The sequence below is a fragment of the Pantoea sp. S61 genome (assembly GCF_016625145.1).
In the GTDB taxonomy this organism is placed as follows: Bacteria; Pseudomonadota; Gammaproteobacteria; order Enterobacterales; family Enterobacteriaceae; genus Pantoea; species Pantoea rwandensis_B.
Map to the genome: position 1 here is coordinate 1 of NZ_JACVUO010000028.1, position 15,494 is coordinate 15,494.

General features: G+C 50.7%; 15 protein-coding genes and 1 pseudogene. 14 read left to right on the top strand and 2 right to left on the bottom strand.

Going from position 1 to position 15,494, the window contains the following annotated elements; all coding sequences use genetic code 11:
- Window positions 1-219 precede the first annotated feature (219 nt).
- Entirely contained in the window at window positions 220-858 is a 639-nt protein-coding gene (locus IAE30_RS27780) for a TetR/AcrR family transcriptional regulator (RefSeq protein WP_200547428.1), read from the top strand.
- 687 nt (window positions 859-1,545) lie between these two features.
- Here the strand turns inward: IAE30_RS27780 and IAE30_RS27785 are convergent.
- Window positions 1,546-2,139: a TetR/AcrR family transcriptional regulator gene (locus IAE30_RS27785; RefSeq protein WP_004181878.1), complete on the bottom strand. Its 594-nt coding sequence runs from the start codon at window positions 2,137-2,139 to the stop codon at window positions 1,546-1,548.
- Window positions 2,140-2,470: 331 nt separating this feature from the next.
- On the opposite strand from IAE30_RS27785, the gene IAE30_RS27790 reads away from it, so the two are divergent.
- The 6 genes from IAE30_RS27790 to IAE30_RS27815 all read left to right on the top strand — a co-directional run bounded on the left by IAE30_RS27790 (window position 2,471) and on the right by IAE30_RS27815 (window position 10,182).
- Window positions 2,471-3,652 (top strand): efflux RND transporter periplasmic adaptor subunit, encoded by a 1,182-nt coding sequence (locus tag IAE30_RS27790; protein WP_200547427.1) that lies wholly within the window; start codon window positions 2,471-2,473, stop codon window positions 3,650-3,652.
- 9 nt (window positions 3,653-3,661) lie between these two features.
- Entirely contained in the window at window positions 3,662-6,769 is a 3,108-nt protein-coding gene (locus tag IAE30_RS27795; RefSeq protein ID WP_200547426.1) for an efflux RND transporter permease subunit, read from the top strand.
- Window positions 6,770-6,861: 92 nt separating this feature from the next.
- Complete coding sequence (locus tag IAE30_RS27800) at window positions 6,862-7,707, top strand: universal stress protein (protein WP_200547425.1); 846 nt, start codon at window positions 6,862-6,864, stop codon at window positions 7,705-7,707.
- 12 nt (window positions 7,708-7,719) lie between these two features.
- Window positions 7,720-8,367, top strand: a complete 648-nt coding sequence (locus IAE30_RS27805) for a TetR/AcrR family transcriptional regulator (protein ID WP_200547424.1) — start codon at window positions 7,720-7,722, stop codon at window positions 8,365-8,367.
- A 31-nt stretch (window positions 8,368-8,398) separates the two neighbouring features.
- Window positions 8,399-9,223, top strand: a complete 825-nt coding sequence (locus tag IAE30_RS27810; protein ID WP_200681429.1) for a helix-turn-helix domain-containing protein — start codon at window positions 8,399-8,401, stop codon at window positions 9,221-9,223.
- Between the two features lie 266 nt (window positions 9,224-9,489).
- Window positions 9,490-10,182, top strand: coding sequence for a hypothetical protein (locus IAE30_RS27815; RefSeq protein WP_234472886.1), 693 nt, complete (start codon window positions 9,490-9,492; stop codon window positions 10,180-10,182).
- 105 nt (window positions 10,183-10,287) lie between these two features.
- On the opposite strand, the pseudogene IAE30_RS27820 reads toward IAE30_RS27815, so the two are convergent.
- Window positions 10,288-10,629, bottom strand: a pseudogene (locus IAE30_RS27820) (SOS response-associated peptidase family protein); the annotation flags it as partial.
- Between the two features lie 380 nt (window positions 10,630-11,009).
- Here IAE30_RS27820 and IAE30_RS27825 point away from each other — a divergent pair.
- The 7 genes from IAE30_RS27825 to IAE30_RS27855 are packed head-to-tail and all read left to right on the top strand — an operon-like array spanning window position 11,010 to window position 15,494.
- The gene (locus tag IAE30_RS27825) at window positions 11,010-11,345 is read left to right on the top strand and encodes an RAQPRD family integrative conjugative element protein (protein WP_200547422.1); all 336 of its coding nucleotides are present in this window, start codon (window positions 11,010-11,012) and stop codon (window positions 11,343-11,345) included.
- Window positions 11,345-11,587, top strand: coding sequence for a TIGR03758 family integrating conjugative element protein (locus tag IAE30_RS27830; protein ID WP_200547421.1), 243 nt, complete (start codon window positions 11,345-11,347; stop codon window positions 11,585-11,587). Before IAE30_RS27825 ends, IAE30_RS27830 begins: the two co-directional genes overlap by 1 nt.
- A 31-nt stretch (window positions 11,588-11,618) precedes the next feature.
- Window positions 11,619-12,020, top strand: coding sequence for a TIGR03745 family integrating conjugative element membrane protein (locus IAE30_RS27835; RefSeq protein WP_200539408.1), 402 nt, complete (start codon window positions 11,619-11,621; stop codon window positions 12,018-12,020).
- Between the two features lie 13 nt (window positions 12,021-12,033).
- Entirely contained in the window at window positions 12,034-12,399 is a 366-nt protein-coding gene (locus IAE30_RS27840) for a TIGR03750 family conjugal transfer protein (RefSeq protein WP_200547420.1), read from the top strand.
- Window positions 12,396-13,052: a PFL_4703 family integrating conjugative element protein gene (locus IAE30_RS27845; protein ID WP_200547419.1), complete on the top strand. Its 657-nt coding sequence runs from the start codon at window positions 12,396-12,398 to the stop codon at window positions 13,050-13,052. Before IAE30_RS27840 ends, IAE30_RS27845 begins: the two co-directional genes overlap by 4 nt.
- Window positions 13,052-13,972 (top strand): TIGR03749 family integrating conjugative element protein, encoded by a 921-nt coding sequence (locus IAE30_RS27850; protein ID WP_200547418.1) that lies wholly within the window; start codon window positions 13,052-13,054, stop codon window positions 13,970-13,972. The genes IAE30_RS27845 and IAE30_RS27850 overlap by 1 nt, the downstream gene beginning before the upstream one ends.
- Complete coding sequence (locus IAE30_RS27855; RefSeq protein ID WP_200578545.1) at window positions 13,962-15,494, top strand: TIGR03752 family integrating conjugative element protein; 1,533 nt, start codon at window positions 13,962-13,964, stop codon at window positions 15,492-15,494. The genes IAE30_RS27850 and IAE30_RS27855 overlap by 11 nt, the downstream gene beginning before the upstream one ends.

Genomic DNA, 15,494 nt, shown 5'->3' on the forward strand with positions numbered 1-15,494 from the left:
CGCGTAAGGTCGAATGGATTGCGACACGGGCTACAAGGCTGGAAGCTATCTCAAGAGGTAAAGTAGCAGACATGCTGCTTGCCGAATGTCTCAGGGCGTGAAGCAGACATATGCTCATCAAGCTTTGCAGCCTAGACAAGTTTGTCAGGTAAATCTGAGAAGGTGCTTTTAATTGTAGATTGAACGATCTACAATTAATTCTCACTTCTGGAGGATTAAATGAAAGCATCTGTTGGTAGACCCCGAGAATTCGACCCTGAAACATTTCTTAATACCGCGCTGGAATGCTTCTGGCAAAAAGGATATCGGGCAACATCAATGTCAGACCTCATGAAAGCCTCTGGCCTTGCAAGTGCCAGTATCTATAAGCTTTACCCTGATAAACGCTCAATCTATCTCGCGGCCTTACAGCAATACATGGATGAAGGTGTTTCCAGAGCAGCAGAACGCGATGCAGAGTTTTCTCCAGAAATGGCATTGCGCGAAACGTTAGAATTTGTAGCGCTTTTATCATCTTCTCCTGATGGAGAAAAAGGTTGTTTTACCATTGCCGCGGCCAGTGAACTTCTACCGGGTGATGCAGAAGTAAAAAGTAAGGTTCATCATAAATTCAACTCAATAATCAATCAGTTGGAAAAAATATTATGCAGGGGTCAGACGCAGCAGCTTTTTCGGTGCGATGAAAGCCCACGAACAATGGCAATAAGCATTTTTATGATGCTGGAAGGGATGCGAGTTTATGGGAAAATTCAGCCCGAAATTGACGAACTCAAAAAGAGTAACGAATTTATTGTCAGATCGGTGCTCTCAAACAGACATGAAGATGAGAAAGGCCTCTCCAGTCAGGCATCAACATGATGGAAGTGGGCACAATTGTTCGGCGTCGAAAAAGAAGAAGTACAATGGTTGTGCTCGAATGTGAAAATGGCATGGCTTTATGTGGTTGGGTCAATAACGGAAAGTTTTTCAAAAGACGCTTTCCATTGTCTGAGTTAAAGACATGTGTGCCTTACTCAAACTTTTGGCCTCTTACTTAAAGCCCCGGTATGCCCTTTTTCGGTGCCTGATACTGACGTCCGCTCCTTGCACAGGCTGTGTGAAAACTGCTTTGGTCGCTTAAACTGCCAAAAACAGGGTTGAAAACTGCTCTCATACGTAAAATCTGGCTCAGCCAGCCAGTTGGGCACTGCAAGATTTTACGTAGATGCGCACACTTCAGTTTTGGGGCAGGGTTTTCACACAGCCTGGGCACAAAGCGGACTGACGTAAGGCTAACGTCAGCTATGAGCGGACTGTTAAGCATGGTAAATCTCACATGCACCCTGTGGTGGGAGGTGCTCATACCATTATCTTTAATGGCCTGATACCAAAGCCTGTGAAATGCAGGCTTTGCTAAATTTCACAATTAACATCCGATGAAACGCTCAATAAGCCGAAAAAATACATGCAATTTTATCCAATGCAACCGTCAATCCTTGCGATCTACCTTCCTGCCAGGAACCTGAGAGCACCCGGAAACCTGCGTTTATAAAGGCCATTCTCTTTTCAGGTTTCGCTAAGTACGAAAGTGATCACTTTGCGTAACATATCCCTATCGAGAGCCTCTCCGAATGCGGGATTACGTACCGACCGCACAGCCATCCCTTCCAGTAAGGAGGTGATGATTTCGCATTTTGAGATGACGTCTTCTGAAGCGCCGCCCAGAATATTATAGAAATCCTGGAAGACGTCTTTATCGTATTCCTGGATCAAGTGCGCTATGGACGCATTGCGGGAAACCTCTGCTGAAATTTCCATTTTCAGCGCTGCGGTTCCTCTGTCTAAAAAGCGCTGCTCATCCGCAAGCGTGGCATCAACGAGCGCCTCGACGGCGTTTTTGGTTTTCATCGAGGATTTCACGTTAGAAATATAGGTTTCAATTTGACTCCGGTCTCTGGCGACGATTGCCTCAACGATCCCCTCTTTGCTGCCGAAGTAATGATAGATGTGACCGGAGCTCATTCCTGCTGCGGCTGAGATCTGAGACATGCTCGTTTTGTGAAATCCCTGAAGCTTAAAACACTCAACAGCAGCCTCAAGAACCTGCTCTTTGCGTCTTTTTGCTATATCAGAATCACCGCCATTTTTTTTAACAGACATACCTGAACCTTCTTGTCCTGAAAATTATCTTCGCGAAAGGTGGACATAAACATCACTGACCAGAAAATCAATTACCTAACAACGCAAGAAATTGATAAATATACATTTAAATCATATAGCACGCCGTAAAGACTAACATCATTTTCTGAATGTGTGGCGTGATTTTTGCAAAACTGTCAAGAGCCCCGCAATTAATAAAAACTTTAATCACAACTTTACATTTTTAGGTCGGTCGTTCAACCTACAACGCGCTATGCCGCAGGTTTGTGCGCTTAATCATACGCTAATAAAAGATTGGTCAACCAACCTAGATCACAATTTGGGATAAAAAATGTATTATTTTCATGATATTAAAAAAAGAAAACAGCTAGGCAACTTCATTAACCTGGCGTTAATGATCGGCGCTACGAGCCTCCTCAGCGCGTGTGATGAATCACCGGCTTCCACACCTGATGTAGAACCCCCCGTGGTAGGTGTGTATAAAGTCGAGCCCAGCAATGTCCGCATGCTGACGGAATTACCCGGACGCACCAGCGCCTATCTGATCGCGGAAGTCAGACCGCAGGTAGGGGGCATCTTATTAAAGAGGGATTTCACCGAGGGTACGGACGTAAAAGAAGGCCAGACCTTATATCATATCGATCCTGCGCCCTATAAGGCGACGCTTGCCAGTGCTGATGCAAGCCTGGAATCGGCTAAGTTACTGTTCTCACGATACAGCAAACTCGCGTCTTTAAATGTCGTCAGCCAGCAGAATCTGGATGACGCGAAGTCCCAGTATCTGCAGGCAAAGGCCAACGCCGACAATGCCAGAATTAATCTGAATTACACCGAAATTAAATCCCCGATTTCGGGAAGGATTGGACGTTCCAATGTCACCCAAGGAGCGCTGGTCACCGCCGGGCAGACAAATGAATTAGCCACGGTGCAGCAGCTGGATCCGATCTATGTGGATATTTCACAACCGGCATCGGCCCTGGTTCAGATTCGTGAGGATCTGGAAAGCGGTCGCCTCAAAAGCGATGACGAAGGGCGAGCAAAAATCAGCCTGGAATTTGACAACGGCACAAAGTACAAACAGACCGGCACTCTCCAGTTCTCCGAAGTCAGCGTCAATGAAAGCACCGGTTCGGTAACCCTGCGGGCAGTTTTCCCTAATCCTGATGGCGTTTTGCTGCCCGGTATGTTTGTGCGCGCGCAGCTGCAGCAGGGGATCCGTGAAAACGCCATTCTTGTGCCACAGAGAGGGGTGACGCGGGACACTCAGGGTAAAGCGGTCGCGTTAGTGGTGGATGCTGACAACGTTGTGGAACAGAAGAATCTTACAACGGATCAAAGCATTGACGGGAACTGGTTAATCAGTGCCGGACTCAAGCCCGGCGAGCAGGTCATTGTCGATGGTTTACAGAATGTGACTCCTGGAATGATTGTTAAGCCTGTTCAGGCTGCAAAAAATTCATCCGAAGGCAGTTTATCTAAGACGTCAGATCACAAAGATAATACGGATATTTAAGGGAGCAGCATGTCCAGATTTTTTATAGATCGGCCTATCTTTGCATGGGTCATTGCAATCATCGTCATGATCGCAGGCGCGCTTGCAATTTTAAAGCTACCCGTTAACCAGTACCCCGATGTTGCACCACCGGCAATTGGCATAACGGCTTCCTATCCGGGCGCTTCGGCGCAGACCGTTCAGGATACGGTGACTCAAGTCGTTGAACAGCAACTGAACGGCCTTGATGGCCTGCGATACATTCGCTCTGAGAGCAATTCAGACGGCAGCGTAAATATTGTTGTGACCTTTGAGCAGGGTGTTGACCCGAATACCGCACAGGTTCAGGTTCAGAACAAACTGCAGCTTGCCACACCAATGCTTCCTCAGACCGTCCAGCAGCTGGGTATCCGCGTCTATAAGTACCAGATCAACTTTATGTTGGTAGCCACGCTGATTTCAGAAGATGGCCGACTGGATAACAACGCACTGGGCGATTTGATTGTATCGCAGCTGCAGGATCCCCTCAGCCGTACGTCAGGCGTTGGCGACTTTTATGTCTTGGGCGCTCAGAACGCCATGCGTGTCTGGCTGGACCCGATCAAGTTAAACAACTACAAGTTAATGCCCAGTGACGTGATGGCCGCCATACAGGCACAAAACGTTCAGGTCTCCTCCGGTCAGTTAGGCGGGCGGCCTTCAGCAGATACCTCAAGATTAAACGCAACGGTAATCGGCAAAACACTCTTCACCAGAGCCTCTCAGTTCCAGGACATACTGCTCAAGGTAAATCCGGATGGCTCACGCGTCTTATTAAAAGACGTTGGAAACGTCATGCTGGGGTCGGATAACTATGACTTCAATGCCAAGCTGAACGGTCACCCCAGTGCGGGTATTGCTTTGCGTTTAGCCACTGGCGCGAACACCATTGACGCCGTCAGCGCCGTGCGTTCAACCCTGGATCAGTTAGCTAAAACGCTGCCGCCGGGCGTTAAAGTGGTGTATCCGTACGATACCGCTCCGGTGGTAAAAGAGTCGATTAAAGGCGTCGTGCATACGTTAGTTGAAGCGATCGCCCTGGTTTTCCTGATCATGTTCCTGTTCCTCCAGAACTGGCGCGCCACGCTGATCCCGACGCTGGCCGTGCCCGTCGTTCTGCTGGGCACCTTCGGCATCATGTCAGCCTTCGGCTTCACTATTAACATCCTGACCATGTTTGGTCTTGTGCTGGCAATTGGCCTGCTGGTTGATGACGCAATCGTGGTCGTGGAAAACGTCGAGCGAATTTTATCTGAAGAGGACATCTCGCCGGTTGAAGCGACCCGTAAATCTATGGATCAGATCTCCGGTGCGTTAGTCGGCATCGGGCTGGTGCTGTCCGCCGTATTTATACCGATGGCGTTTTTCGGCGGTTCCACAGGCGTAATTTATCGTCAGTTCTCGTTAACCATCGTTTCTGCAATGGCGCTATCCGTACTCACCGCGCTGATCTTCACGCCCGCACTCTGTGCAACGCTGCTGAAGCCAGTCGGTAAGGATCATCATGATAAAAAAGGATTTTTTGGCTGGTTCAACCGCGTGTTCGAAAAAAATGCGCGCCGGTACGAAAATGGCGTGTCCCGGGTAATTACCGGCAAACGCCGGTATTTAATGCTGTTTTTATTCATTGTGGTGGCTTTAGCCGTGCTGTTCCCCAGACTGCCGACCTCGTTTTTACCCGATGAGGACCAGGGAACGATGGTTGTTCAGGCTGAGTTACCTGCCAACGCCACCATGGATCAGACCGATGCCGTGCTGGATAAGGTGCAGAAATATTTCGCCGAACAGGAGAAAGGCAACGTTCAGGCTGTATTCGCCGTCAGTGGCTTCAGCTTTGCGGGGCGCGGCCAGAACTCTGCGCTTGCCTTTGTGCAGCTCAAGCCCTGGGATGAGCGCAAGGATACCGTTTTTGATCTTCAGCGCCGGGCTATGGACTACTTTGGCACAATAAAAGAAGCCAGGGTCCTGGCTTTTGCACCGCCGGCAATCATGGAGCTCGGCAACGCCACGGGGTTCGATGTTTTCCTGCAGGACTTTAGCGGACACAGCCATGCCGAGCTGATGAAGGCTAAGGAAAAAATCCTCTCTGAAGCCGCTAAAAATCCGGCACTCAGTATGGTGCGTGCTAACGGTAAAAACGATGAGCCGCAGTACAAAATCGAAATCGATGATGAAAAAGCAAGCACGCTCGGTGTCAACCTGGATGACATCAACACCACCATGTCGGCTGCGTGGGGCTCTTCTTTTGTCAACAACTTCCTGGATCGCGGACGTATCAAGCGCGTCTACATTCAGGGTCAGCCTCAGTCCAGGATCACGGAGAAGGATTTCAGCCAGTGGTACGTGAGAAATTCGTCCGGTGAAATGGTTTCATTTGCCTCCTTCGCTTCCGGAAAGTGGGAGATAGGCTCACCTAAACTGGAGCGATACAACGGTGTACCTGCTGTGGAGCTTCTGGGCCAGCCGTCACCGGGTTACAGTTCAGGCGATGCCATGGCTGCAATGGAAGACATTGCAAAAGATTTACCTTCCGGAATGAAGCTCTCCTGGACGGGTCTTTCCTATGAGGAGAGATCCTCGGGTTCGCAGGCTCCGGCGCTGTATGCGCTGTCAATCATCGCCGTTTTCCTGTGCCTTGCAGCGCTCTATGAAAGCTGGTCTGTACCTTTCTCGGTAATACTTGTCATTCCACTGGGGGTTATTGGTACCGTGCTTGCCACAATGATGCGCGGCCTGGAAAACGACGTTTTCTTCCAGATTGGCCTGTTGACGACGGTGGGACTTTCCGCCAAAAACGCAATTCTGATCGTCGAATTTGCCAAGGAGCTGTACGAGAAAGAGGGGAGGACCTTATCTCAGGCGGCCATTGAGGCAGCACGCCTCCGACTGCGTCCGATTATTATGACGTCTCTGGCATTTACCATGGGGGTCATACCGCTGTTAATTTCCAGCGGCGCAAGCTCAGGAAGTAAACATGCCATCGGTACGGGCGTAGTAGGCGGTATGGTGACAGCGACGTTCCTTGCCATATTCTTCATCCCTCTTTTTTACGTTTTAGTGAACAGCCTTAAAAAGCGTAAAAATAATACTGACACATAAAGACCATCTGAACCGGCTGGCAGGAAATCCACATCCTGCCAGCCGGACAGTTCCTGTAAACGTAAATAGCAACGAAAGATAATGAGGTATTTATGCTGACAGACTATTCAAACATTACCGTATTTTTTGATGCTTCCCCTGAAGGATTGAGCGTACTCGCCAGATCTGGAGAACTAGCCGGTGTACAGAATTCTCATCTGATAGGCGTAACGTCAATGCGCCATGAATCTGGCGTCCCGGAAGAATCGTTTTCACGAGGGGATGCCATCATTGAGGTAATAAAAAAGCATCAGCTCTCAACAACCAGTAAATTACTGGAGCTGCATCATGGCATACAGGATATTTCCGATAAGCTGGGCGTGCAGGCTGAACTTCGCGTTATACCGTCGACGGAAGATAATAAAAATGCAATTCAGCATGCTTTATTCAGCGATCTGGTCATTTTTAATTATCCGAGCATGAGTGGATTACCGGAGGGAATGACGATCAACTCGTTCATTTCCTACTCCGGCCTGCCGATAATTGTCGTTCCTGACAGCTGGCAGGGGGAGGGGATCGGGAAAAGAGTCACCATTGCGTGGAACGCCAGCCGGCAGGCATGGCGGGCCGTATCTGACTCTCTTGGCCTTTTAATCAGTGCGGAAGAAGTTCAGCTACTGATTGTGGATGCACATCACAGTCAGGGCCTTCACGGTGAAGACCCCGGCGCTGATATGGCGGCTTACCTTGCTCGCCATGGTGTCAGTGTCGACCTTGTCAACGTCGAATCCGACAGAAGAGAGGTTGCCGATGTCATTGTTGAGCACACGACCGCACATGGTTCAAACCTGCTGGTAATCGGTGCATGGAGCCGGCCACGTCTGTCCGAACTGATCCTGGGCGGTACCACTAACAGCCTCCTTAAAGATGTGCGGCTGCCCCTGTTTATATCCCGCTGACTGGAGGTTAACTTGGTCAGAAAAACCAAGGAAGAAGCTTCCATCACAAAAGAACGCATAATAAAAGCGGCGGAGGAATGTTTTTGCGAACACGGCGTTTACCTGAGTTCTTTCGATATGGTGGCGAAAAAAGCAAAGTGCACCCGGGGAGCTATTTACTGGCATTTCCGGGATAAAAACGAGTTGCTTTACCATGTCACTCAGAGTTTCAGATGGCCTTTAATGGCCGAGCTGAAAGGGCTGTCGTCAGGCGATGAGCATATACTGAACGCGCTTGTTTCCATGTTTAGGCGCTGCATTAATGATTTATCTACGGAAAGTCAGGTGCAGCACTACCTGAAATTAATGATTTATCGCTGTGACGAGGCCGAAACTTACAAGCCATTGCAGCTCAGCCTCTCAAAATTCATGTGTGATTTTGAGCAGCTAGTAAAAGATGCGATGTGCTTATCCATAAGTAAAGGCGAAATAGATGGGGAAGACAAGTCCGTAATCATAACAAATATCTTGCTTTACTCTTTTTATGGTGCCGTCAGAAAATTTTTTATCACGGGGAAGTCCCAGAAGCCATTAACAGAGTTTATTGAAATCATTGACCACATTCTGGGGGAGTTCGTCATTAACAATAAGAATTATGTTTTAGATGAGAGCTCTGACTAATCCTGCACCTTGCTATTCTGAGAGGAAAACCGTGAGAAAATTCACGCTAGAATTATTACACTGGATAGAACAAAATCTGGGAAGCTCCCTGACGATACAGAAGATCTATCGTAAGTCCGGATACAGCAAATGGCACATCCAGAGGCTGTTCCGGGAAGAGACCGGCATGCCATTAGCCACCTATATTCGCAACAGAAGACTCGCCAGGGCGGCTCAGGTACTGAAGTTAACGAACATGCCTATCATTGAAATTGCAGAAGCGCTGGGATTTGGCACACAGCAGGCATTTACACGGGTCTTCTCAAGGCATTTCAGAACGCCACCCAGAGTATACCGGGATAGCCGTATGTGGAACTTTACCGGGATCATTCCCAGTTCGACAATGTTAAGGCATCCCCTGCCTCCACCTGATTATGTGAGTCTGGACATCAGCCTCAGCCATCACCACAGTTTCACTAATGATGTTGATTTTCATAGCATCGAATGTATTAGCGATAAGATTACCCGCTTGTCTAATCTTGAAATGACAATGCTCGAACAAGCTGAAACCATTTACTCGGTTGTCCATTGCGAACCTGTAGGCAGATTCGGTGATGCCAGGCTTAAGATGTTACTGTGCGACACTACTCATTCCGACGAATTAGAAAGTATCAGGATGGCAGGCAGTTACCTGAAATTTAATCTGCTTGGTAGTTACGACGAATTCAGGCACATGATTTCAACAATCTATCATTTTGAACTGCCGTTAAGAGAAGAAGTCCGGGCTGAAGGCCCGGACCTGCTGGAAATTAACAGCATAAAAACTTCTAATGGTTATAGTTATTTTTCAGGGTGCTACTACATTCCGGTCGCATAAGAAAATAGCTCTCCGGACTCTGCTGTTCACTAAGTGAGTCAGGCTCAGTTATTTATCGGGTTCGCTTATATCAGCGGGTGAAATAGTGGCCTGACTAAAAAAGCGAAATCACGGGTTCGTTTTATTGTAAATAACGCACTGAAATAAGGCTTGTTAAGCAAGGTGATATTTATTCATATGAACCTTTATACGCTGTGTGCAACGGCGATTAATATCCTTATGATTTCAATGAACAGATTACTGATGACATATTGATGATACAAAAAATGAAAGGCAACAGAAAAAGTAAACTGAATAAAAAGACCAACTTTACGGAGTTCGACATGATTCCCTTTGTTTCGCTTCTCACCCGAGAATGTTTATTCCTGCTATTCGCATCGGTTTTTATCCTGCTGGCAATGTCAGCCATCTACGTTGACGTTTACTTTATGGACAACGCTCTACATGAAAATTCCGTGACTGAAATCCTGCAGGAAATCATTCTGGCAGGCATCGCCGTGCTGTTTTTCTGGTGCGCGACAAAGCGCCCTGAGATCCGCGGCGGACTTATCCTTATCGGGGGTTTTTACTTATGTATGCTGATCCGGGAGCTGGACGACATCTTTGACATGATCAGGCACGGCAGCTGGCTCTGGTTTGCTCTTACAACCGCCGTCGTGTGTATTGCACTTTCCGCGCTCATACCCGCAAGCACCGTTACAGGGCTGACTGATTTTATTCAGCACCGTTCGTGGCTGATGACTGCGATGGGGTTGATCATAATATTAATATTCTCACGTATATTTGGCATGAATCAGCTCTGGGAGCATCTTATGTCTTACGGGTATAACCGGGAAGTTAAAAATCTGGCGGAAGAAGCGACTGAATTACTGGGATACAGCGTATGCTTTCTCTCCTCAGCGCTTTATCTGGGAGAAACGCGTGAAAAATTCACTGCTCTTCGGAAAAGCTGGACCTGATACGGATCAGCGCGGACTGTCATTTTAATACGGTTAGCTATCAAGATGACGAGGGTGAAACTTGTCTTCGTCATCACATTTTAATATCCAAACTGACCCAAATTAGGGCTGTTTCCTTTCTTCTTCCTTCACCCACTCAAACCAACCATCGGCAAACACCACGGCGCGGCCGTTGTTCCATAGCGGTTTAAACATACGGCTCGATGCGGCGGTTTCTCCCCGCGCATTGATGAGCGGCTGCTTGTCCCACCATTCGGGTCCGTAACCCCAGTACACCGAATCTATTTTCAGTTCCTCGTCGCGCTCGCTCAGCAACAGCACGTTGGTTCCGGGCGCTACGTTATAACGGCCGATGGGTTCTGGATCGTGCGCGTAATCGCTGTCGGCTGCGCCAAGGGCGTCAAGGTAAATGTCCCGGCTCTGATACTGCGCAAACCTTCCGCACATAATTTTTCCCCTCCCTTTCTGCACGATACCTGTTAACGCGCGCTGTGCCTGATTTTACTCATCATTCAATATTAGTCGGCGAAACCGCAGATTAAATTCTGCGTTCGGGGAATTAATTTAATGTCTAACGCTGGTTTCCCCATATCAGAGCTGGACGGAGGCACCTGAAACTTGTTTTCAGATGCCGGCCGTCAGCAGGCAAGGCGCATCGCGCCGCGTCAGATCATCTATTTAGTTACAACAATCATTAATATCTGAATCAACTTCCTCCGGCATTTGAGCTGCTTTCTAAATTTTTATTTTTCCAAAAAGAGTTAACGGCTGAACCCGGCTGCCAGATTTCGCATGCTTACCGCACTCAACAACCACTGGAGGTGCATATGAAATCTCTTCGTCTGGCAACACAACTTCTGTTATGCGGCGGTGTGCTGGGCCTGACCTTTCTCGCGTCCTCTCCGGCGTCTGCATCTGAGAAAGACGAGCTGGCATCCGCTCAGCGAATGATCGTCCAGGTTCAGGCTTCGCTGGAACGGGCGCGGGTTACCGCAGCACAGGCTGATCCGTCAGAGCGTGGCCGCTATTTCTTCGATTATCAGCGGGCAAACGACGACCTTAAAACCATCAGCACAGGCATTGATCGCTATCTGGAACCCACGCGTGCCCAGCCCCGCGATTTGTCTGGCGTGGCAGGAAATTATCGCCGGGAGCGTCCCTGATGGCAATGACCGCTGCACAGGAAGCAGCCTTTAAAGCGGCTTCCGGAAATGTGGAACCCAATCTGCTGCACCTGCTCTGTCTCGGGCTGCTGATTGCATTCCTCTTCTTCTGGGCAGCATGGGCAATCGTGGATGTCTACTCAGGCTGGACAAATCAGCGCCTGAAGGAGGGCGCAATGGGCAAAGCCGTAGTTCGCTCAGTCTTATTGTTAGTCGTAAGTATCTGGATGTTTTGTAGTTAACCCTAAACCCACTCTTTTTACAGGTGAAATCATGTCTAAATTCGTATCAGCAGTAACCCGCGTGACCGCTAAAGCCCAGACTAAAGCTAAATCAGCCTGGGCACGTATCCTGACGGCTGGCCTGCTGAGTGCTCTGGCTGCCAGGCCAGCTCTTGCCGATCTGCCGACGGTTGAAGGTCCAACGTCGAGCGGCACGGGAACCGGCCTGATGGGAACGCTCAGCGGTCATGTGCAGGATGGACTCGTTCTTGGTGGTCTCGTTCTGTGCGGTTTTGCATTCTTTAAAGTTGCTGAAGCTGGTCTCGTAACGTTTGGTGAAGTTCGTAATGACCGTGCCTCCTGGACCAAATTCGGGTCCATTGTTGTTGTCGGGGTTGTCATGCTGGTCGCAGTTATCTGGCTGCTCGGCAAGTCTGCAGAAGTTATCGCGTAAGGGACAGCCCCAGATGGCGACCATTAAATTTTTACCGGATCGCCTCAATGCTGAGCCAGTCGTATTTCGGGGGTTTAATACCCCCGAGTTAGGACTGACAGCACTAATTGGCATCTTATCCGGCTTCATACTTTCCCTGCCCTTCGCGTTACTTTTTGGCTGGCTTGCCATTCCAACCGGCGCTCTGCTTTTCCCACTTGTATTGATTGCGTTTGGCGGCAAATGGCTTGCCAGCAAAAAACGGGGAAAACCAGAAAATTATCTCTGGCAGCAATTCGAGTTAAAGAAGCGCCGCATGGGATTGGGGGATTTCAGATTGATTATTGACTCGCGGGGCTGGTCCCTGCGACGCAGCAAAACCCTCAGGAGTATCAGATGAGTCGTTTTCGCCACGCGGTTAAGGGCCGCGATCAGCATATTTTTACCCTGCGGGCGGCCTGTGTCGTATTGCTGCTGTTACTAATTACAGCAATGGGGGGCTGGATGCGGGCACCTGAAAAGCTGACCATCCACAATCCGCCTGATTTGCGCAAGGGCAGCACGCGCCCGTGGTGGGAAATCCCCCCTCCGACCGTGTACGGCTTTACGTATTACATTTTCCAGCAGCTGAACGCCTGGCCCAAAAACGGCAAAGTGGACTATCCCGCCCGCATTCAGTCGCTTTCAGCTTACCTGACGCCACAGTGCAAGGCATTTCTTGAAGAGGATTCAAAGGTTCGCGGTGAAAAAAACGAGTTAACCGACCGTGTGCGCGTCGTTTACGAAATTCCCGGACGTGGTTATTCAGGTGAGAGCGTGAAGGTCATCGATCGTGATAACTGGGCGGTGAAACTCGATCTTGTTGCCGACGAGTACTACCTCACCGAACCGGTTAAACGCGCGATGGTGCGCTATCCGCTAAAAGTCGTGCGCTGGGACGGCGACTCTGAATCTAATCCATTTGGCATGGCGCTGGACTGCTATGAAGGCATCCCGCAGCGTCTTTCCGCCGCGCCTGAACAGCCGAAACCAGAAAGAAAGGGGATGTTCTGATGTTGAATCCATCTTTTACCTCAGGATCGCGTGCATGCCTTGTGGCGCTGTCACTGTCCCTGCTGCCGGTGGCAGCGATGATTTCCGCACCGGCGCAGGCGGACGAGCTGATGAAATGGGAGCGCGTGCCGCTGCAGATCCCACTCAAAACGGGTCAGGAACGCGTGATTTTCGTTGATAAAAACGTGCGCGTGGGTTTTCCGCCGGCACTGAACGGCAAACTGCGCGTACAGAGCACCGGCGGCGCGGTCTACCTCAAAGCTGACAGCGATTTTCCTCAGACGCGCCTGCAGCTGCAGGACATGGAAAGCGGTGAGGTTATTCTGCTGGACGTCCATACAACGGCCACCGCGTCAGCCGAGCCGGTTAAAATCGTTTACAGCGGCGACGTCAGCACCCTCAGCAGGGCAACCGCCGGCACCGGGGAGAAAGCCGCCAGCGGCAGCAACAGCACGCAGGCGAAGCGAAAAAAAGTGAGTTATAAAGCTCCCGTTCCGGTACTGCTGACGCGCTACGCAGCTCAGAATCTGTATGCACCGGTGCGCACCGTTGAAGCCGTGCCGGGCATTCATCCCGTTAATCCGCACCTGCCATCACGCATTACGACGTTATATCCCTCTGCTCCTGTGACCGTGTCACCGGTAGCGGGCTGGGGCGTGGCCGGTCGCACCGTCATTGCGCTGAGGATCCGCAACAGCTCATCGCAGAAGGTTGTACTCGATCCGCGTGAGCTGCAGGGCCGGTTTGTCACGGCAACGTTCCAGCACCGCTGGGTGGGTGCCGCCGGCACGCCCGAAGACACCACTACGCTGTACCTGGTCACCGCCGGTCGTCCTGATGACGCGTTTGTACGTGAGCCATCCGTAATCCATAAGGCTGCTACCCGCCCGGCCCAGAAGGTGATCCGCTATGAAAATTAAGTCAAACGGACTGGTTAAAGTGCTGGTTCCGGCCATTCTGGTTGGCGGCGGATTCATTGCGGTGAAAAGTTATAACAGCAAGCCACAGGAGCCCGCCGCGCAGGCAACACACGCGCAGACAGACGATGCGCTGAAAAACCTGTCTCCGCAAGAGCTCAAAGCGCTCGGCATCGAGGGCGACACGCCGCAGGATACGCTGAAAACCATCGTGGGCTCGCTAAACGCCGTTCGTCAGCAGCAGGATTCTCTTAACAAGCAGAATGCCAGACTGCTGGACGAAAATGAAAAGCTGAGGGAGCGCAATACCAACGTTTCCGGCCAGGTTAATGAAGCGGTTCAGGGCGTGGAGAAGAGCTATCACGAGCGTGAAAGCCAGATGCGCCAGCAGCAGAACGTCCTGACGTCAAAAATCAACGAGCTGACGAATAAACTGCAGAATGCCGGTAAGGGTATTGCAGACAAGGCAAAAAATACTGACAGCGATATCCCGCTGGGTCTGGGCCTTGACGGTATGGGTGCCGGCGGTGGCAATGCCCCGGCCTCCGGCAGTGATGGCCTGATGTGGGTCACGCCCCAGGACAGCCCCTCCACGTCCTCGGCGCAGAAAAATGGCGCGTCGGGCAGCAGTGCCGGCGGTTCACAGTTCCCGACGTCGTTTCTCAGTGAAAACGCCCTGACGAAGCAAAAAGGCAGCTATGAACAGCAGGTAAAGGGTTCCACCGCTGAAAAAGGCGCGGAAGAGGAGGCCGAACCGGTGTATACGCTTCCGGAGAACTCCACACTGATTGGCAGCCGCGCCATGACGGCACTGCTCGGTCGCGTGCCGATCAACGGCACCGTAACCGACCCGTATCCCTTTAAGGTACTCATCGGAAAAGACAACCTGACGGCCAACGGCATTGAGCTGCCGGACGTTGAGGGTGCGATTGTCTCCGGCACCGCCTCCGGCGACTGGACCCTGTCCTGCGTGCGTGGTCAGGTCAACAGCGTCACGTTTGTGTTTACCGACGGCACCGTACGGACTCTGCCGAAGCCGGACCGCAGCGGCAAAGGCGGCAATAGCAGCAACCAGAACGGCGGTAAAGAGACCGGCACCAGTGGCGGCATCGGCTGGATTTCTGATGAAAACGGTATCCCCTGTATTGCCGGAACACGCAAATCCAATGCATCCAGTTACCTGCCAACAATTTTTGGTTTGTCTGCAGCCGGCGCGGCGGGTGAAGGATTGAGTCAGGGCCAGTACACAACGCAGAACAATGTGAATGGTATTACCGGCGCCATGACTGGCGACGCCGGAAAGGCGGCGCTCGGGAAGGCTCTTTCCGGCGGTATGTCTGAAACAACTGACTGGGTCAAACAGCGCTACGGACAGACTTTTGACGCTATCTACGTACAGCCGGGTGCAAAACTTGCCGTACACATTACCCGCGAGCTGGCGATCGATTACGAAGATAAGGGCCGCCGTGTGCGTTACGACTTCACCCTGCCTGGCGAAGACGGCAGCACCGGCGGACTGGACTGA